The sequence below is a fragment of the Propionispora vibrioides genome, from assembly GCF_900110485.1.
In the GTDB taxonomy this organism is placed as follows: domain Bacteria; phylum Bacillota; class Negativicutes; order Propionisporales; family Propionisporaceae; genus Propionispora; species Propionispora vibrioides.
This window is the reverse complement of sequence record NZ_FODY01000017.1, coordinates 55984-75197: the sequence shown is the minus strand read 5'-3', so window position 1 is coordinate 75197 and position 19214 is coordinate 55984. Positions and strand designations below refer to the sequence as shown.

General features: G+C 53.1%; 17 protein-coding genes. 2 read left to right on the top strand and 15 right to left on the bottom strand.

Going from position 1 to position 19214, the window contains the following annotated elements; translation table 11 throughout:
• From BMW43_RS13595 to sdaAB, 11 genes are all read right to left on the bottom strand, one after another.
• Entirely contained in the window at positions 1-1269 is a 1269-nt protein-coding gene (locus BMW43_RS13595; protein ID WP_091748546.1) for a Zn-dependent hydrolase, read from the bottom strand.
• A 20-nt stretch (positions 1270-1289) separates the two neighbouring features.
• Positions 1290-1994: an AroM family protein gene (locus BMW43_RS13590; RefSeq protein ID WP_091748543.1), complete on the bottom strand. Its 705-nt coding sequence runs from the start codon at positions 1992-1994 to the stop codon at positions 1290-1292.
• Positions 1987-3375 (bottom strand): allantoinase AllB, encoded by a 1389-nt coding sequence (allB, locus tag BMW43_RS13585; protein ID WP_091748540.1) that lies wholly within the window; start codon positions 3373-3375, stop codon positions 1987-1989. The genes BMW43_RS13590 and allB overlap by 8 nt, the downstream gene beginning before the upstream one ends.
• A gap of 14 nt (positions 3376-3389) precedes the next feature.
• On the bottom strand, positions 3390-5039 hold the full coding sequence (gene ertB / locus BMW43_RS13580; protein WP_218140683.1) for a thiourocanate hydratase: 1650 nt from the start codon (positions 5037-5039) through the stop codon (positions 3390-3392).
• A gap of 18 nt (positions 5040-5057) precedes the next feature.
• Positions 5058-5729, bottom strand: a complete 672-nt coding sequence (locus tag BMW43_RS13575) for an ABC transporter permease (RefSeq protein ID WP_091748536.1) — start codon at positions 5727-5729, stop codon at positions 5058-5060.
• Between the two features lie 18 nt (positions 5730-5747).
• A complete protein-coding gene (locus BMW43_RS13570; protein WP_091748533.1) occupies positions 5748-6725 on the bottom strand; it encodes an ABC transporter ATP-binding protein in 978 nt (325 codons plus the stop codon).
• Between the two features lie 92 nt (positions 6726-6817).
• A complete protein-coding gene (locus BMW43_RS13565) occupies positions 6818-7738 on the bottom strand; it encodes a glycine betaine ABC transporter substrate-binding protein (protein ID WP_091748530.1) in 921 nt (306 codons plus the stop codon).
• Positions 7739-7769: 31 nt separating this feature from the next.
• Complete coding sequence (locus BMW43_RS13560) at positions 7770-8408, bottom strand: ABC transporter permease (RefSeq protein WP_091748528.1); 639 nt, start codon at positions 8406-8408, stop codon at positions 7770-7772.
• A 435-nt stretch (positions 8409-8843) separates the two neighbouring features.
• The gene (locus tag BMW43_RS13555; RefSeq protein WP_091748525.1) at positions 8844-9506 is read right to left on the bottom strand and encodes a TerC family protein; all 663 of its coding nucleotides are present in this window, start codon (positions 9504-9506) and stop codon (positions 8844-8846) included.
• A 449-nt stretch (positions 9507-9955) separates the two neighbouring features.
• Positions 9956-10816, bottom strand: coding sequence for an L-serine ammonia-lyase, iron-sulfur-dependent, subunit alpha (sdaAA, locus tag BMW43_RS13550; RefSeq protein WP_091748522.1), 861 nt, complete (start codon positions 10814-10816; stop codon positions 9956-9958).
• 13 nt (positions 10817-10829) lie between these two features.
• The gene (gene sdaAB, locus BMW43_RS13545; RefSeq protein WP_091748519.1) at positions 10830-11489 is read right to left on the bottom strand and encodes an L-serine ammonia-lyase, iron-sulfur-dependent subunit beta; all 660 of its coding nucleotides are present in this window, start codon (positions 11487-11489) and stop codon (positions 10830-10832) included.
• A 492-nt stretch (positions 11490-11981) separates the two neighbouring features.
• Here sdaAB and BMW43_RS13540 point away from each other — a divergent pair, with 492 nt between their 5' ends.
• Both BMW43_RS13540 and BMW43_RS13535 read left to right on the top strand, forming a co-directional pair.
• Positions 11982-12665 (top strand): helix-turn-helix domain-containing protein, encoded by a 684-nt coding sequence (locus BMW43_RS13540; protein ID WP_091748516.1) that lies wholly within the window; start codon positions 11982-11984, stop codon positions 12663-12665.
• 41 nt (positions 12666-12706) lie between these two features.
• Complete coding sequence (locus BMW43_RS13535; RefSeq protein WP_245732462.1) at positions 12707-13549, top strand: IS3 family transposase; 843 nt, start codon at positions 12707-12709, stop codon at positions 13547-13549.
• Positions 13550-13667: 118 nt separating this feature from the next.
• Here the strand turns inward: BMW43_RS13535 and BMW43_RS13530 are convergent, their stop codons facing one another.
• The 4 genes from BMW43_RS13530 to BMW43_RS13515 form a co-directional block, all read right to left on the bottom strand.
• Positions 13668-14663 carry an isocitrate/isopropylmalate dehydrogenase family protein gene (locus BMW43_RS13530; RefSeq protein WP_091748510.1) on the bottom strand — a complete coding sequence of 332 codons (996 nt, stop codon included), beginning with the start codon at positions 14661-14663 and terminating at the stop codon, positions 13668-13670.
• Entirely contained in the window at positions 14656-16596 is a 1941-nt protein-coding gene (locus tag BMW43_RS13525; RefSeq protein WP_091748507.1) for an aconitate hydratase, read from the bottom strand. The genes BMW43_RS13530 and BMW43_RS13525 overlap by 8 nt, the downstream gene beginning before the upstream one ends.
• 18 nt (positions 16597-16614) lie before the next feature.
• A complete protein-coding gene (locus tag BMW43_RS13520; RefSeq protein ID WP_091748504.1) occupies positions 16615-17724 on the bottom strand; it encodes a citrate/2-methylcitrate synthase in 1110 nt (369 codons plus the stop codon).
• Positions 17725-17968: 244 nt separating this feature from the next.
• Positions 17969-19117, bottom strand: a complete 1149-nt coding sequence (locus tag BMW43_RS13515) for an NAD(P)/FAD-dependent oxidoreductase (RefSeq protein WP_177173597.1) — start codon at positions 19115-19117, stop codon at positions 17969-17971.
• Between the last annotated feature and the right edge of the window lie 97 nt (positions 19118-19214).

Sequence of the window (19214 nt, the reverse complement as noted above, 5' to 3'; positions counted from 1 at the left end):
TCACTTGCCTCCTGTCCCCAGCGTCTCCCGTTGGCAAGCCAATCGTTTGAGTGCCTGGTTCAATACCTCAATTCCCTGAGCCGCCGCTTCCCAATAGGTCTCTTCCTCCCGGGCATGGCTGATCCCCTTGATACTGGGGACAAAAATCATACCACTGGGAATGTGCTCTGCCAAAATTTTCGCATCGTGTCCCGCCCAGCTTGGCATTTCCTCGGCCGGAGGAAAACCGGCAGCCTCCACAGCCAGCCGCAGCTCCTGTAATACACCCTCCGGCAGCTGCATCGCCGGTGTGGTATGGCGCTTGCTGATCACTCCCTTGACCCCGTAGCGTCTTCCTACCGCTTCCAGCAATGCCGCCAAATGAGTATGGGCCGCTTCCAGCCGGCCATTATCCGCCGCGCGGGTTTCCACTCTAAGCTCAACTACCCCCGGAATAACGTTGGTGGCCCCGGGACTCACCGTCAGCGTACCGATGGTGGCCACATAACCGCCATTCGAAGCGATTGCCGCTTCATATACCTGCTGAATCAAACAGGCAGCAGCCACCAGCGCGTCCCGGCGCCGGTCCATACGGGTAGTCCCGGCATGATTGGCCTGGCCGGACAAGGTAATCCAATGCCGGTCAATCCCGACAATATCGGTGACTAACGCAAAAGGCTTTTGCTTTAGATCAAGCTCTTCGCCTTGCTCAATATGAAGCTCCAGAAAGCTATGATACCGGCTGCTGTCGATTACGGCATCAACCAGAGCACTTGGCGGCAGGCCCTGGTCGCTTAAGAATTCGCTAAGCCGGCGACCGTGTTTATCCTGCAAATCGTCAGGGTTGCTGCCGGCAAATTCACCGGCCATCACTCTTGCCCCAAAACAGCCCAGTCCGAAAATGCTGCCTTCCTCCTCGATCGTCGCCAGGACCTTGACCGGCCGCAGCGGGCGCCAGCCGGCTTCCTGCCAGGAACGGACACACTCAATAGCTGCCACAATCCCCAGCGCACCGTCCAGCCTGCCGCCGTTTGGCACAGTATCCAAATGGGAGCCGGTCATAACGGCCGGCAGAGCTTCCTCCTGTCCCGCGTAGGTTCCGGTCAGGTTCCCCACCGCATCCCTGGTTACCTCCATTCCCGCCTGCCCCATGACCTCAGCCAGCCACTCTTGGGCAGCCAGATAAGCGGGCCCATAGGAAGGACGGGTAATACTGCCGTCAGCGTTGCGGCCATAGTCGGCCAATTGTTCAATCATCGCCTGAACCCGTTCTATTTGGATGCCTTTCATCCAATCCCTCCTTCTACTATCTATAGCACCGCCAGCAGCAAATGCCCCATAAGCAGGCGGGGAATAAAAATCTGTTTAGGGTATACCCGGGAGATTAGCTCCCGGCAATGCAGGTCAAAGCCAAAACAGTCACCGATGATCGCGGCCGACGCCTGGATCACCGGGTCGTTTTTAATCATCTCAATCAGTGTGTCATCCTTGCCGAACGGCGCGGCCACGAGCACCCGGTCAACCTTAAAACCGCGCTCCGACCAACGCGCGCACGCCTCTTCCCGCTGGCTTTCCGTGGGAATCAGCACGGTAACTGCAGTCCCTGCTGGCAGTACCCCTGCTACGCCACCGGCTAAAACCCGGTTAGGTTCCAGCACAGGCACCTCGGCTTTTACCGGGCTAAAATCACCGGTACACAGCACCATCGCCAGTTCCGCCCCTTGCTGTACCGTTCGGGCTATCGCCTTTTCCACATAAGGGATTAGTCGCTGATGGGAGACATACACAATCTGCCCGTCCGCCAGCCTGGTAATCAATTCAGCTTCTCCAGACCGGGGCCTGAGTCCGTTTATTTCTGCCGCCGACAATCCGTCAAGCGCGCCACTTTCTAAAATATCTACCGCGGAGCCCCAGAGGCTTTTAAAATCGGCAGCCACTTCCGGGCGCGGCGACTGCCCGATGGGTATGAGTGCGATTCTTTTGTTTGCTCCTCTTAGCAACGCCTCTTTAGCCATTGCGTGGTGTCACCAGCCTTCCCCAGCGGGCAGCCTGTTCGTCAACCCGGCCTTCCTCCATAACAACCCGCCCCCTGACCAGCGTCATGACCGGACAGCCTTTCAGCTTCCAGCCGTCATATACCCGCCCGGTATCACGCGACTTGGAATAGGACTGCCGGCGGTCGACAATAAAATCAGCCGCCAGATCCACAAGCACCAGATCGGCATCACTGCCAATCCGGATGGCCCCCTTTTGCGGATATAAGCCATACAGCTTAGCCGGGGCCGTACTGATCAGCTCCACCATTCTGTCCAGACTGAGCCTGCCTTTATGTACCGCATCCAGCAGCAAGGGCAGCCGCAGATCAATGCCGGGAAAACCGGCCGGTGCCGCAAAGATATCGCGAAAACCGATCTCTTTTTCTTCAGGCAAAAAGGGCCCGTGGTCGCTGCCAATCATATCAACCGTTCCGTCATCAATATAGCGCCATAAGGCATCAGACAATTCCCTGCTTCGCAAGGGAGGGTTGCACTTGGCAAAGGGCCCCAGTTCCTCCAGCTTGTCGTCGGTCAAAAATAAATAATGCGGGCAAGTCTCCAGATAAGCCTTTACTCCGTTGGCTTTCGCCTGTTTGACAAGCTCTGCCGCCTGAGGAGTGGAAATATGACAAAGCTGCACCTTAGTCCCGCACTCCCGGGCCAGCAGCAAGACCTTGGCTACCGACTCGATTTCACTCACCGGCGGCCGGGAAAGGGCATGATCCCGTCCTTTTAGCTTGCCGGCAGCCCTTAGCTCCTTGATCTTGGCGGCAATGATATCGTTGTTTTCCGCATGGATGGCCAGAATTTTTCCCGTTTTGGCCACTGCCTGAAAACCAGCGTAAATAGCGGCATCATTCGCCATGGTCAGCCCGGCAAACTCCTCCTCCCGGCCTTCCGGCGGCTCATGGAAAAAGGTTTTAAAAGCGACAATGCCTTCCTGGGCAACCTGAGGAATATGTTCTAACTTATCGGCCCCGGCAGCGCCAAAAAAGGCAAAATCCACAACGGCCTGCTCTGCCGCCACTTTGATGCGGTTACGGATTAATTCGGCAGAGTAAGGCGGCGGACTGGAAATCGGGTGCTCACATACCGTGGTTACCCCGCCGGCCGCTGCCGCCATGGTGCCGGTCAGAAAGGTTTCCCGCTCTGTTTTGCCGGGATCACGGAAATGAACATGGGGATCAATACCGCCAGGCAGCAAATACCGCCCCTGTCCGTCAATACTCGATATTCCTTCCGGCAGGCAGTCGTCACTGGCAATCGCTACAATTTTACCAGCCTGGACGGCAATCCCCGCCGCCAGCAGTCCGCCTTCGGTATACACCTTAACATGTTTGATTACCAAATCTACGGTCACGTGATTTCTCTCCTTTACGCCTGCTCCAGTTTGATCCGCCGGATCTGTTTCTTATCGGCCTCGTCCAGAGCTTCTTCATAACCGGCATCGGCATACCGCAAAACACCCAACCCGGTATCATTCTGCAGGGTCAGCTTAAGACGAAGAGCCGCTTCCTCACTGCCGTCAGCCACAAGCGTCACACCGGCGCTGGTCATATAGCCCGCATAGCCGCCGCCACCGGAATGGATGGCTACCAAATCGGCCATGGAACTGCAATTCAGCATAGCATTGAGCAAGGGCCAGTCGGCTATGGCATCACTGCCATCTTTCATTCGCTCGGTCATAATGTTGGGATGTGCCATGGCACCGGCATCCAAATGGTCGCGGGTAAAAGCCACGGGTCCGCTTAGTGTGCCATCGGCCACCATCGCATTGACCGCCAGCGCCAACCGGGTTCGCTCGCCATGTCCCAGCCAGCCGATCCTGGCCGGCAGTCCTTCTACCGGCACATATTGGCGGGCTAATCCAATCCAGTTGGTTACAATCGAGTTGTCGGCGAAATGGGTTAAAATATAATCATCAATGATACGGATATCCTCGGCATTGCCGGTTAAGGCAATCCAGCGAAACGGTCCAATTGCCCGGCAAAACAGCGGGCGCAAGAAGGCTTCGGTAAAAATGCTGATGGAAAAAGCATCCTCCACCCCGTAGGCACAGGCCTGCGTCCGGATATTATTGCCATTGTCAAACACCACAGCCCCCTTAGCCTTAAAGGCCAGCATGGCTTTTACTTCCGCCGCAATCGACGCCCCGGCATCGGCTTTCAACCGGTCCGGGTTATCCCGGCGCATAGCCTCGGCCGCTTCCAAACTATACCCGCGGGGAATATAGCCATACACCAGATCATGGGCGGCTGTTTGATCAGTAACGATATCGGGAATAATGCCCCGCCGGAGTAATTCGGGATACACTTCGGCCGCATTGCCCAACAGTCCCACCGATACGGGTTCTTTACGCTCTATGGCCTCCCGGATGATAGCCAGGGCAGCATCCAGGCTGTCGGTTTTTTGCTGCAAATAGCCAGCGGCTATCCGTTTATCAATCCGGGCCTCGTTGACTTCCACCGCCAATATGGCCGCCTTGGCCATCACTCCGGCCAGCGGCTGCGAACCGCCCATGCCCCCCAGTCCGGCCGTCAAAATAAAACGGCCCCGCAAGTCATGATTAAAATGCTGGCGGCCAATGGTCGCAAAAATTTCGTACGTTCCCTGCAGTACTCCCTGTGAGCCGATATATTGCCAGTCGGCTGCCGTCAGGCCGCCCCAGATGATCAGGCCTTCCTGCTGCCATTTATAAAAATTATCGCTGGTCGCCCACTTGCCCACCATATTGCAGTTTGCCATCAATACCAGCGGGGCAAAGGCGTGGGTTTTAAACAGCCCGATCGGCTTGCCCGACTGAATAACAAGAGTCTCATCTTCTTCCATAGTCCGCAATGCCTTTACGATGGCCTCATAAGAAGGCCAGTCCCGCGCCGCTTTGGCCAGGGCCGCATAGACCAGCAATTCTTTTTGATTTTCCCCGTTTTCCAGAACGTTCTCCAGCATGCGCAGCAGCGCTTCCTGCCGCCAGCCTTTACAGCGCAACTGAGTACCCCGTGCTGCCTGAATCAATGCCATCATTAACCACCTCTTTTACATTTACCTGTCCAATACGCTCATGTTTTGCAGCGTACTTTGCCGGTCCTCCCCCTGAGTTCGCTTAAAAGCCCGCCGTTCCAACGCCAACACGCCCTGATTGCCAAGATACGCCAAGCCCGACGACAGCACCGTGCCCCAAAGAATTTTAGGCAGATAATTCATCCGTAAGCCATCAAACAGCAAGACACCCAGTCCGCCGGCATGAATGACTGCCGCAATCGTGGCGATACCGATGGTGGAAACGGTGGCAATCCTTACGCCGCCTAAAATAATCGGCAGGGCCAGCGGCAGCTCAATCATAAAAAACAGCCGCCGCGCGTCAAGCCCCATGCCTTTGCCTGCTTCGATAATGGCCGGATCAATTGACTGGAAGCCGGCCAGGATATTGCGGACCAGGATGTACTGGTTATAGAGGACCAGCACTACAATGGCGGTGGTTTTCCCTAAACCGAAGAGAGGAATCAGGAAAGAAAATAACGCCAGGCTGGGGATGGAATAGATGACGCCAAAAAAGGACAGGGCGCCTGTCGACAACCACTTGGAGCGGGCGACAAGCAGAGCAATTGGTATGGCGAGTACCAGGGAAATGCCGACACTGAGCACAACAATCAGAATGTGTTCTCCCAGCAGCAGCAATATTTGCTTATAATATTTCATTAAATAGGTCCACACGCTGTATCACCTGCCTGTTCAAGCAGATACCGAGGTCTGCCGCTTATTCTTTACTTTCAGTTCATCCCAGGTGATCTTGCCGATCACGTTCCCCGCCTCATCCTCTACCAGTACGTAAGGCTGAGCGCTTTCCAGCAGGCATGTCAATACGGCATAAAGCGATACATCCTGCCGTACCCGCCCTACGGGATGGTGATGCGGCTCCTGCACTGCCGTCATGGCGCTTTTGGCCGTCACCACCTTTAGCTGCTGCAGCGTGTCTTCCGTGGAAACCAGCCGGGCTACATATTCGTTGGCCGGCCGTAACAGAATGTTATAGGGTGTGTCAAACTGCTGAATTTCCCCATTATGCATAATAATCACCTGGTCTCCCAGTTTAAAAGCCTCACCGATATCATGGGTAACAAACAATATGGTTTTGTGAAGCTTTTTTTGAATCCGCAGCAGCTCGTCCTGCAGCGTCTGCCGGGTGATAGCGTCGATGGCGCCGAACGGTTCATCCATTAGCATAATGGCCGGATCGGCCGCCATAGCCCGGGCCAGCCCCACCCGCTGCTGCTGTCCGCCCGAGAGCTGCCGGGGATACCGTTTTTTGTAATCCTGCGGTACCAGTCCCACCAGCTCCAGCAATTCCTCCACCCGCCGGGCAATACGTTTTTTATCCCAGTTGAGTATGGTAGGCACGGTTGCAATATTTTCCTCAATCGTCATATGGGGAAATAAGCCGATCTGCTGGATGACATAACCAATCTTCCGCCGGTACTCTTCCACCTTTAACTGTTTAATGCTTTCGCCAAAAAACAAAATATCACCGGAAGTTGGCTCATAGATCCGGTTAATCATTTTTAAGAAGGTTGTCTTGCCTGAGCCGGAGGTTCCTAAAATAGTGATAAAACTGCCTTCCGGAATACGGGCGCTGACCTCTCTGACCGCATACTGCGACGTGTGGGGATATTGTTTGCTTACCTTCTGGAATTCGATGGCTGTTCTATCCAAATTCCGTCTCCTCCTTTTCCTGTAACAAATGAATAGAAGAATGGCTGCCGGATACGATTCCGGCAGCTTTCTTCTATGTATATCCCACAACTTTATTTCAGTTGCTCAAAAAACTCCTTGGCCACTTCCGTATATTCCCGCTTGTTAATATCCACTTCGGCATTCAGCTTAATAATGGTCTTATTGTCGATAGCCGCCGTAACTTTATTGAGAATATCCTTAATTTCCGGATTCTTTTCCAGCACATCCTGGCGGATAACCGGCGCAATATTATAAGGCGGCCATACATGCTTGTCATCTTCCAGCACAACAAACTCATCTTTACTCAGTTGTCCTTCCGTCGTATACGCTACGGCCACATCGGCTTCATCATTATGCAGCACATCGTATTTCAGGCCATTATCATACAGTTTCCGTTCCTTAAACTTAAACTCGCCATAGGCTTTGGTCAACGCCGGCAGACCGTCTTCCCGTTCATCAAACTGCCCCTGCGAAGCAAACCGGATATCGGCTGCATGCTTTTGCAGATCCGAAATGGTACGGATGCCGTATTTGTCGGCTGCCCGTTTAGCGATAACCAGGCCTTGCGAATCATTGGCTGTCGAAGGGTTCAACCAGATCAGCTTAAATTTTTCTTTATATTTGGCACTCACTTCGTCATATACTTGCTTGGAGTCAAACAGGGGAGCTTCCTTCAGAACACTTAAGAGACCGGTTCCCGTATACTCAGGATAAAAATCAATGTCACCATTCACCAAAGAATCATGTACAATGGCACTGCCCAGGTTCAGTTTTCTTTCCACCTTATACCCCTGCTTTTCCAGCGCCAGGGCATACAGTTCTCCTAAGATCAACGATTCGGTAAAATCCTTGGAACCGACTTTGATGGTCGGCTTGCCGGCCGCCGCTTTGCTATCGGCCGCTTTCTCACCGCCACAGCCGGTTAATCCCAGGGCCAGCACACCCAAGGTCAGAATAGAGCCAATCAGTGTTTTTGCTTTTTTGCCAAACATAGCATCCTCTCCCTTTTCATTTCAGTTTTAGTTAATTTCTCTGATATCTTGTGATGCCCTGATAAATCAAGGCCAGCGACAACTCGGCACAGACAGACAACACGGCTACGCTGATGCCCCCGATGAGCAGTATCCGCATATCGTTCAGCCCAAGACCGGTAAAAATAAAGTCACCCAGCCCGCCGGCCCCAATATACGAAGCCAGCGTGGCACTGGCTATGACTTCAATGCAGGCCGTGCGTATCCCCGTTATGATCAGCGGCAAGGCCAGCGGAAATTCAATCGTAAAAAGAATTCTTGCCGCCCCCATCCCCATGGCGCAGGCACTTTCGATAACGGCAGGGCTGATGCTTTTAAAGCCCAGATAGGTGTTGATCAGCACCGGCGGAATGGCCAGTAAAGTGAGCGCCAGCAGCGCCGGCTTAAATCCTGTCCCCAGGATTGGCATAACCAGCACGAGTACGGCCAGGCTCGGAATAATACGCAGCATATTAAAAGTATTCATAACCGGCAGCGACAGTCTGCCTTTTTTACTGCATAAAATACCCAGAGGCACCGCCAGCAGTATGCTGATCGTCATAGCAGCCAGGCTAATGCCAATATGTATGTTGACCGCTTCCACATACTTATCCCAGTTGCGGGATAAATACTCTAGAATCGCCTGATACATCGGCCACGCCCCCTTCCCAAAAAGATTAACCTCTAATAAAGACAAAAAGGCTAAGTACACCGCAATGCATGCATTACAGCGTTCCTCAGCCTCCAGTGGTCTGGTCAACTTATTCAACTATGCAATTTACTAATTATCACAATATGATAATTAGTAAATTGTTTTTATCAATTATTATACGGTCATTATACGTTTAATTACAAAGGTTGTCAATCATGATTATGATATTTTCTAAAACTTTCCATGGATGCTGTTATACACTATACGCCAAAGCAAGGCGCCACATGCCACTTCCGACCGGGCTAGCAAAAAAGGCCGAGAAAACCCGGTTCAGGGTCTCTCAGCCTTCAAGTAATTGATCAGCTTATTGTTATTTACAATATCATAAGGACAGCCCTGCGTCAACAGGCGGTAACCGCTTTATCGCCCCGTCTGTTAACCGGTCTGTTTTTGCCGCCAGGCCACACCCAAAAGACCAACGGTCAAAACAAGCTGTACACCCCACTTCATAGCGGAAGTAACAGCCACATGGCCGGTCAGCAGCGAGTCGCCGCTGATCATGCCGCCGGCCGTCCAAGCCAGAATGCCGCCGCCGGCATAGATTAGCCAGGGATACCGCTCAATCAGCTTAATAAATACCGTACTGCCCCAGATAATGATCGGAATGGTGATGCCAATGCCGATCAATACCAGCAGCATGTTGCCGTGAGCCACACCGGCAATACCCATGACATTGTCGATGCCCATCACACCGTCGGCAACCACGATGGTCCGGATGGCAGCACCCAGGCCAGACGGTGCGTCCACCTCATGCTGCTTCTCCTCCACGATCAGCTTATAGGCAATCCATAGCAGCAGCACACCGCCGGTGATCATCAAGGCCGGTATGCGCAGCAGCCAGACTACCACCAGGGTGGATACGGCCCGGATAAAAATCGCGCCGAAGGTGCCCCAGAAGATCGCCCTCTTCTGCTGTCCTCTCGGCAAATTCCTTGCCGCCATGCCGATAACCAGAGCATTGTCACCGGCCAGAATTAAATCAATAAATACAATTGCCGCCAAATTCCACAAGGTTTCCATTGTAAAAAAATGTTCCATATTAATATAGCCTCCTAGTTGGGCGTGTATTCAAACTATCCGAACACACGCCCTAGTTTACCCGATGATAAAATAAAAAACCTTGCCTACTAAAATAGTTAGGCAAGGTCTTACCAGCAATAGATGCAAATAAAGCCGGGTGCTTGACACCGAACTGACGACTTTATTTTTAAGGTTACTCCCCTTGAAAATATGCATTTTTATATATTTTATACCGCTTTACTTTTTTTGTCAAGTCAAGTGCCGCTCTTTTACCCACAAGCACCACTCCTGTCTATAAAGCTCTAGGTAAGCACTGAGTAAGTGAACCTGTCGGGCTGGGAGAGATTTTTTCGTCCGGCAAGGAAGCAAAACCGCAGGAATAGCGGCCCCTATTTCAAGATTTTGCTGACGCAGCCAGGCGGAAAAAGCTCCGTCAGAACGCGCAGCGTGAATTAATCAGTGGGTACCTAGATCAGAAGACGTTCGTTGATCTTTTGGCCTGTCGGCGTCTTCGCCAGGCCACCCTCGGACGTTTCCTTCAGCGAGCTCGGCAGGTCCAGGCCAATTCGGTACATGGCTGCAATAACCTCATCAGCCGGTATCACGCTTTCCACTCCTGCTAAAGCCAGTTGTGCCGCCAGCAAGGCATGGACGGCGGCAAAGCCGTTGCGTTTCACGCAGGGGACTTCCACCAGACCGGCCACCGGGTCACAGATCAGGCCCAGCATATTTTTCAGAGCCAGGGCTACGGCCTGGGCCGACTGGTACGCCGTCCCGCCGCGCAATTCCACTACGGCCGCTGCCGCCATCGCCGCTGCCGTACCGCACTCGGCCTGACAGCCGCCTACGGCGCCGGCTACCGTGGCGTTTTTGGCAACCACTTCGCCAATGCCGGCGGCAGTAAATAAAGCCCTGATGGCGGCTTCCTCCGGATAATCCAGACATTCACAGACTGCCAGGACAGCACCGGGAACAATACCACAGGATCCGGCGGTCGGGCAGGCGACAATCCGGCCCATGCTGGCATTTACCTCACTAATGGCAATCGCATAAGCGGCCGTCTTGGTAACGACCGGGCCCAGGAACAGGTCACCGCCAGCCAGCATGGCCGCATCGCCACCGACCATGCCGCTGGCTGATTTTTCCCGCAGTTTAAGCCCGCTGACGGCGGCTTCCTTCATAACGCCATACCGTTCCCGCATGGCTTCCCAGAAATAGGCGGCTGGATAGTCACTGTTCGCCGTCTCGGTTGCCAGCACAATATCCGACAGCTGCTGTTTCCGTTCGGTGGCCAGCGAAACCAGGTCGGCAATGTATCCATAATTCATCTTGCTTCCTCCCTCATAGCGGCTTCACCAGCAGCGCCGACTCCATGGCAGGCAGCCTGTCCACCGCGGCGATGACATCTTCGGTAATTGGCTGATCCGCTTCCAGAATCATTAACGCCTGGGCGCCCTTTTGCTTGCGGGACACTTTCATAAAGGCGATATTGACGTCATGCTGGGCCAGGATTTGAGTAACCGCCGCCACAATTCCCGGCTTATCCTGGTACACGGCAATCAATGTATAATATTCACCGGTACATTCCACTTCGTAGCCATCAATTTTGCTGATGACAATCCGTCCGCCGCCGGTGGAGGCCCCCGTAACGGCCACCTTCCGGCCCGACTCGCCTTCCAATAGGAATTTAACGGTATTAGGATGGCAGTCCTGGCCGTCCTCCCTGGTGAATACAACCTGCAGAGCCGACCGGGCAGCCCGGTCCAAGGCGGTCTTAATCGCCGGGTCCTCCGGTGAAAGGCCCATTAGACCGGCCACCAGCGCCTTGTCGGTGCCGTGGCCCTTATACGTCCGGGCAAAGGAGCCGTATAATTGGATGGTCGCCTTGACCGGCTCCTCACCCAGTATGGTGCGGGCCATGTTGCCCAACCGGGCAGCGCCCGCCGTATGCGAGCTGGAAGGGCCGATCATAATCGGGCCGATAATATCAAGTACTCCCATATTTGTTCCCCCTGCGCGGCCTTTTTTGCCGCATTTACGCCATTTTGTCCTTTGTTCATGGATAGTTCTACGGACAGGTGAGAAATTCCTGTTGGCCTGCCAATCCCTATTCACAGTTATCTCCGATTTAACCCGAAATTATCGCGCTATACCAAAAAAGACTATCACAAAATGATTTTGCTTATTTAAACAGCCCGTATGTGTGGAGAAATAGTTTGTCGTCCCTTTGTCATTGCCACAAAGGGACCCAAAAGGCTAGGCCTGTCCTCCAAAATACTTGAAAAATTGCCGACTTACTAAAATCCATAAACTCGCTTTGCTCAAACAAATGGATTTCTTAACGTAAGCCGGCAATTTTTCATCCTGCGGAACGTATTTTTCCGGAAAAGGCCGAACGGGGAACGAAACAAGGCTGTTACACTTTGATATGCTCCCTTTAAAGTAGCCAGATGAAATAAAAAAACATCTGAAAACTTTGAAGGGAGCATTTTCATGCCGCAAAAAGGTCGATTAGCCATAGAAGAGAAAGTAAGGATAGTCGAAGACTACTTAGCCGGGAAGATAGGATTCAGAAAGACATGTGAGGAAAAGGGAATTGGGCAGACGACACTAAAGATATGGATACGGCTATACAAAACACGTGGTGTAGAAGGACTGACGCCAACTTCAACGGCACGAAAATATTCGGCTGAGCTTAAGGAGACGGCCATCAGAGAATATCTGGCGGGTGAAGAATCGCTGGAGGGACTGTGTCGAAAGTATGATATCACGCATTCACAAATTGTAAGGAAGTGGATTAAGAAGTATAATCACCATGAAGGGTTCACAAAGCCAACTAGTGGGGGTGAAATCCACATGGTGAAAGGACGAGCGACGACGCTTGATGAGCGAATTGAAATCGTCAGTGACTGCATAGCCAATGGCAAAGACTATGCAGCAATGACGGAAAAGTATCGGGTATCCTACCCGCAGATATACAACTGGGTCCATAAATATGAAACATCCGGTGTAGATGGGCTCATCGACAAGCGAGGTAAGCGCAAACTGTCGGATGAAATGACAGAGATTGACCGCCTACGTGCAGAGAACAGGCTTCTGCAAGCTGAGAACAAGCGAAAAGAAATGGAAATTGAGATATTAAAAAAAGTGCAAGAAGTAGAAAGGAGGCGAAGCTGAACGGCGTCCGACAAGAAAGTCTGTATATTGCCGTGGTGGAATTGCATACAGAGAAAAACTATCCAGTTGCAAATCTTTGTCAGGCGCTTAACTTGAACCGTTCTTCCTATTACAAGTGGCTCAACCGCAGCAAGAACATAGATGAGCAAGATAAAGATCTAGTACATAAACTAGGTTACCTTTACGCCCAATACAATGGGATTTATGGGTACCGCAGGTTGACGGATGAACTAAACAGCCGGTATGGTACACATTACAACTACAAGCGAGTCTACCGTCTGACGAGGCTTGCTGGATTGAAAGCAGTCATACGAAGGAAGCGGCCACAATACCGGCGCTCCACGCCGGAAGTCACAGCAGAAAATATCCTAAGCCGTAACTTTACAGCAAAGAATCTTAACAAGAAGTGGCTAACCGATGTAACAGAGTTTAAGTACGGAAATGGTGAGAAGCTTTATCTAAGTGCGATTCTCGACTTAAAAGATAGGAGTGTTGTTTCGTTTGCCTATGGTAAGCATAATAACAATCGTCTTGTATTTGATACTTTTGATTTGGCGGTAACTAAATATCCGGAAGCTCATCCGCTGTTTCACAGTGACCGAGGCTTTCAATATACCAGTAAGCAGTTCAAAACAAAGCTGGATAAAGCCGGAATGTTACAAAGTATGTCTCGCGTTGGCCGCTGCATCGATAACGGACCGATGGAGGGTTTCTGGGGTATCCTGAAATGCGAGACGTACTATCTCAACAAATTTGATGATTATAACAGTCTGGTTGTTGCCATTGAAGATTATATACACTTCTATAATTATGAACGCCGGCAAAAGAAACTAAATCGTTTGGCACCAATGATGTATCGACAATTGCTCGAACGTGTTATATAAAAAAGTGGATCCCGCACTTAACGGGATCCACAGCAATATTTTTTCTTTTTTGGTCTGTCTACTTGACTGGGAGCGGTTCACTTTTTTAGTGCAACAGCCCGTCATTGGTTGCGCAATATTACAGTAATTTGATAATCGCTTCGGTCATCTCCACGGTCGATGCCGTACCGCCGATATCGGGAGTCACCGTTTTGCCTTCGGCAATGACCCGCTCCACAACGGCCCTTATCCGGCCGGCAATAGCCGTTTCGCCGATATGCTCCAGCAGCATCAGCCCGGAAAGCAGCATAGCCACCGGATTGACAATGTTTTTGCCGGCAATGTCCGGCGCCGTGCCATGAACGGCTTCAAAAATGGCGCATTCCGTACCGATATTGGCTCCGGGCACCACGCCCAGTCCGCCGGCCAGGCCGGCGCACAGGTCGGAGATAATGTCGCCGTAGAGATTGGGCGCCAGCAGCACATCATAACTTTGCGGGCGAATGACAAGCTGCATACACATATTGTCTACAATGACTTCTTCGTAGGTTATTTGCGGATACCGGGCGGCCACTTCCCTGGCACACTCCAGGAACAGGCCGTCCGATAGTTTCATAATATTAGCTTTATGCACAGCCGTTACTTTCTTACGGCTATGTTTTACCGCGTAGGTAAATGCCGCCTCGGCAATGCGCAGCGATGCCTTGCGGGTAATGATTTTAATTGATTCAGCGGCATCGGCCCCCACCTTGTGCTCCACGCCGGCATAGAGATCTTCGGTATTTTCCCGGAAAATGACCAGATCGACCCCCTCATAACGGCTGCCGATACCGGCCAGCGATTTTACCGGGCGTAAATTGCAATACAGGTCGAAGGTCTGGCGCAGCGTTACATTGATGCTGCGGTAACCCTTGCCGATCTGAGTGGTCAACGGTCCCTTGAATGCCAAACCGTTGGCACGAATGCTGGCCAGCGTCGCTTCCGGCAGCGGTTCGCCCGCCTGGTCGATGCCGGCTTGTCCGGCCTGGCAGATGTCCCAGGCCACCGGCGCCTTAGCGGCGGCAAAAATAGACTGCACGGCCTTAGCGATTTCCGGTCCGACGCCGTCGCCGGGAATTAAAGTAACTTTACGCACGGCCCACACCCCCTGCCTGTCTGGTGTAGTTTAAGAGCCCGCCGGCCAGAATGATCTGCCGTTCCCGTTCGGTGGCTTCCCATTTGACCGGAATGTCCTTGCCTGTCGTCACATTGCGCACCGTTAGTACGGTAGCCGCACTCAACTGGTCGCGAAGGTTTTCAATAACCAGTTCATCATTCAGGCTGATTCCAGCATAGTCGGCGCTGTCGGCAAACAGCAGCGGCACAATGCCGAAGTTAATCAGGTTGGCCCGGTGAATACGGGCGAAAGACTGGACCAGCACCGCCTTGATCCCCAGGTACAACGGCGCCAGTGCCGCATGTTCCCGGCTGGAGCCCTGACCGTAGTTATTGCCGCCGACAATGATGCCGCCATGGGCCTGTAGCGCCCGTTCCGGGAAGGAAGAATCCACACCGCTGAAACAGTATTTGGCCAAATGGGGAATGTTGGAACGATAAGGCAGCAGGCTGGCGTGGGAGGGCATAATGTGGTCGGTCGTAATATTGTCGCCCACTTTTAAGAGCACCGGCGCCCGCAGCGACTCAGCCGGCGGCTGCGCTTTGGGGAAGGGCTTGATATTGGGTCCGCGGACCACTTCCACAGCCTGTCCGTCAGCCGGCGGAAAAACAAGCAGATGATCGTCGGAAACAAATTTGTCCGGCATAACGACAACAGGTGCTGCCCCAAAAGTGCGGGGATCGGTGATTGTACCGGTAAGGGCGCTCACCGCCGCCACTTCCGGGCTGACCAAATACACTTTGGCGTCAGGCGTACCGCTGCGGCCTTCAAAATTGCGGTTAAAGGTCCGTAAGGATATCCCGCCTGATTTAGGCGACTGCCCCATGCCGATACAGGGACCACAGGCGCATTCCAGGATACGGGCGCCGGCGCGCAGCAATACGCTGAGCGCGCCACTGTCGGCCAGCATGCCCAGCACCTGGCGGGAGCCGGGGGCAATGACCAGGGACACTTCCGGGTGTACCTGTTTGCCTTCCAGTATTTTCGCCACTTTTATTAAATCCAGATAAGACGAGTTGGTACAGCTGCCAATAGCTACCTGATCGACCTTGCTGTCGGTCAGTTCGACTACGGGAGCTACATTGTCCGGACTATGCGGCTTAGCTACCAGCGGCTGCAGCTCGTCCAAATTGATAACCACCGTCTCATCATATTCGGCCCCTTCATCAGGCGCCAACGGAGTCCAGTCGGCTTCGCGGCCCTGGGCCGCCAAAAAGGCACGAGTCATTTCATCGCTGGCAAACAGCGAGGTGGTGGCCCCCAGTTCAGCCCCCATGTTGGTGATGGTGGCCCGTTCGGGCACCGTCAGACGGGCCGCGCCTTCGCCGGTATATTCAAACACCCGGCCGGTGCCGCCTTTTACACTGAGTCGCCGTAAAAGCTCCAGGATGATATCCTTACCGCTCACCCAGGGCTGCAGCTTGCCGGTCAGTTCCACCCGGCAGACCTTGGGCATTTTTAAGTAGTAAGCGCCACCGGCCATCGCCACCGCCACATCCAGTCCGCCGGCGCCAATGGCCAGCATGCCGATGCCCCCGCCGGTCGGCGTGTGACTGTCCGAACCTAAGAGCGTCCAGCCCGGCCGGCCGAAACGTTCCACATTTACCTGATGACAGATGCCGTTGCCCGGTTTAGAAAACACGATGCCGTGTTTGGCGGCCACAGTCTGAATGAATAAATGGTCGTCGGCATTCTCATAGCCGGTTTGCAGTGTATTGTGATCAATATAGGCAACAGACAGCTTGGTCTTTACGCGGGGAATGTTCATGGCTTCCAATTGTAAATAGGCCATCGTCCCGGTAGAATCCTGAGTCAGTGTCTGATCAATGCGAATGCCGATTTCTTCACCGGCCACCATCTTGCCGCTTACCAGATGGCTGCCAATGATCTTGGCGGTCATCGTTTGCTTCATATATATATCCCTCCAAATTTACCGTTCTTCCACCGGCAGCCACTCTTGGTGCTTTTTACCGATATATTTCGCCCGCGGGCGGATAAGCTTATTATTGTCATGCTGTTCCAAAATATGGGCCATCCAGCCGCTCGTCCGGCTAGTGGCAAAAATGAGCGTAAACAAATCCCTGGGTATGCCGAGATAGGTATACACCGAGGCGGAATAAAAATCGACATTGGGGCGCAGCCCTTTGCTTTCGTAAACGATCCGCTCAATTTTCTCCGACATGTCATACCAGCGCGTGTCACCGCTGTACTCACCCAGTTCCTTAGCCAGCGCCTTGAGGTGCTTGGCCCGGGGATCACCGTTTTTGTAAACCCGGTGCCCAAAGCCCATGATCCGCTCCTGGTTGGCGATTTTAGCCGCGATATACTCTTCCACCCGGCCGATATCACCGATTTCCTCCAGCATATTGGCCACCTGTTCATTGGCGTTGCCGTGGAGCGCTCCTTTCAGCGTGCCGATAGCCGATACAATGCCGGAATAAATATCCGACATGGTGGACACCGTGACCCGCGAAGCGAAGGTCGAGGCATTCAGCTCATGTTCGGCATGCAGCACCAGACAGAGGTCCATCGCCTTAACGGCAATCGGCTCCGGTTTCTCTCCTTTTAACAGCCAGAGAAACATTTCCGCCAGCGAGGAAAACTTGATGGCGTCCGGCTCAATCGGCTCCAGATCGGTGCGGATTCGCTCAATAGCCGCCACAATGGCCGCCATGCGCGCCATAATGCGAACAGCCTTGCGATGGTCGGCCGCAAAAGAATGGTCCATGACCTCATCGTCAAAATGGGTAAGAAACGACACACAGGTACGCAGTTTAGCCATTGCATTGCCCCATGGCGCATACAGCCGCAGCAAATCGTAGATTTTCGGCGGCAACACCGCACTTTCCGTCAAGTCCTGCTTTAGCGCGATCAATTCCAGGCGATTCGGCAGACGGCCATACCATAGTAAGTAAATGATTTCTTCAAACGACGCTTTATAGGCCAAATCGTCAATCGTATAGCCGCGATAGCGCAATGTGCCCTCTTCTATCGAGCATATCGACGTTTCACAGGCAACAACACCCGTCAATCCAGACATACAGCCAGCCCCTTTACTCTAACCTGCTCGTTTTACTTCTTTACACTTTTGTATACTTGTATACAAAATTACCCTCATTATATGTACTAAGAACTCCCCGGTATAAACAAATGTATATAATTTTTGATTATATGCCCTGTCGTTTAGATAATCAAGCCAAATATCTTATATAATATGCGAAAAAAGTCCCGGTCATGACCGGTGAGAGGCGCTAGACGCTTTATATGGTCCCTGACGCCCCCTTTTATCCGTCAAGCAGTGGCGTCAGCATATCCCCTGCCAGGTCGGCGATACTCAGGCAGCAGGTAAGACCGGGCGATTCAATGCCGATCAGGTTGACAAACCCCGGCAAATCCCGCTCCGTCTCATGGCAAATGACAAAATCCCGCGGCGGACTGCCGCAGGCAACCAGCAGCCGGCAACGCAGCGCCGCGATATCGGCAGACAAATCGTCTTCTTCCAGAAACGGCAGGTAACTGCCAACCACAGCCAAAAACTGCCGGGCATTGGCCGGACTGATCCGGTAGTCGGTCAGGCCATTGGCGGCGTAATGGGCATCAGGCCCCAGTCGCAGCCGCCCGCCCATATCCTTGATGACCGGAATGCCGCTGCCCTTAAGCTCCCGGATGGAAGCGGGAAAGATCAGATGAGACACCAAGCCGGCCTTCTCATTGGCGACCGAAAAATATTCACCCTTGCAGCGGTAAATCCGGTAGCCCGCCTGGTCAACCGCAATGCCGGCCATAGCGGCGACGGCGTCGGCACCCAGACCGGCGGCATTGACGATACAGCGACAGCCTACCTCATCAGACCGGCCGGACGCATCAGTATAGGTCACACAGTAACCGCCGGTCATGCGGGCTATGCCGGTCACCGTCTGCTGATACACCGGCATGGCGCCGTATTTTCGCCCCACCTGCTCCAGGCGGGCCAGCAAGGTCCGGGTGTCCACAATCCCGCTGGACGGCGAAAACAACGCGGCCTGGCAGGAAATATTCGGCTCCAGCCGGGCTACTGCCACTGGCTCCAGTTTCGTTACATCGGCTATCCCATTGGCCAGCGCCTGCTCCTGCAATTGGTCCAGCTTAGCCGCCTCTTCATCATTACGGGCGATGACCAGCTTGCCCAGCCGCTGGTAAGGAACCTGCCAGGAGGTGCAAAAGTCATACAGTTTTTCCTTGCCGGACACACACAGCCTTGCCTTGAAGCTGCCCGGCGGATAATACAGGCCCGAATGGATCACCTCGCTGGTACGAGCCGACATTTCGAGGCCGAAAGTCCGGTTTTTCTCCAGCAGCAAAATACTTTTTTCCGGCCAGCGCTGAGCCAGCCGGCAGGCCGCCGCCAGGCCGACTACGCCGGCTCCGATCACAATCACATCTACCTGGTCCATCTTGTTTATCACCTGTTTTACTATAATACCCTTTATTGTACCACGGATCGGGCTGCCATACCATCTAAGCCGGTTTATCCTGTTTTGACAAAAAATA

Coding starts and splice junctions, on each gene's coding strand:
- BMW43_RS13565 (WP_091748530.1), bottom strand. CDS start 7,738: ATGTTTGGCAAAAAAGCAAAAACACTGATTGGCTCTATTCTGACCTTG.
- sdaAA (WP_091748522.1), bottom strand. CDS start 10,816: ATGAATTATGGATACATTGCCGACCTGGTTTCGCTGGCCACCGAACGG.
- BMW43_RS13555 (WP_091748525.1), bottom strand. CDS start 9,506: ATGGAACATTTTTTTACAATGGAAACCTTGTGGAATTTGGCGGCAATT.
- sdaAB (WP_091748519.1), bottom strand. CDS start 11,489: ATGGGAGTACTTGATATTATCGGCCCGATTATGATCGGCCCTTCCAGC.
- BMW43_RS13590 (WP_091748543.1), bottom strand. CDS start 1,994: ATGGCTAAAGAGGCGTTGCTAAGAGGAGCAAACAAAAGAATCGCACTC.
- BMW43_RS13520 (WP_091748504.1), bottom strand. CDS start 17,724: ATGTCTGGATTGACGGGTGTTGTTGCCTGTGAAACGTCGATATGCTCG.
- BMW43_RS13540 (WP_091748516.1), top strand. CDS start 11,982: ATGCCGCAAAAAGGTCGATTAGCCATAGAAGAGAAAGTAAGGATAGTC.
- BMW43_RS13515 (WP_177173597.1), bottom strand. CDS start 19,117: ATGGACCAGGTAGATGTGATTGTGATCGGAGCCGGCGTAGTCGGCCTG.
- BMW43_RS13525 (WP_091748507.1), bottom strand. CDS start 16,596: ATGAAGCAAACGATGACCGCCAAGATCATTGGCAGCCATCTGGTAAGC.
- BMW43_RS13595 (WP_091748546.1), bottom strand. CDS start 1,269: ATGAAAGGCATCCAAATAGAACGGGTTCAGGCGATGATTGAACAATTG.
- ertB (WP_218140683.1), bottom strand. CDS start 5,039: ATGATGGCATTGATTCAGGCAGCACGGGGTACTCAGTTGCGCTGTAAA.
- BMW43_RS13560 (WP_091748528.1), bottom strand. CDS start 8,408: ATGTATCAGGCGATTCTAGAGTATTTATCCCGCAACTGGGATAAGTAT.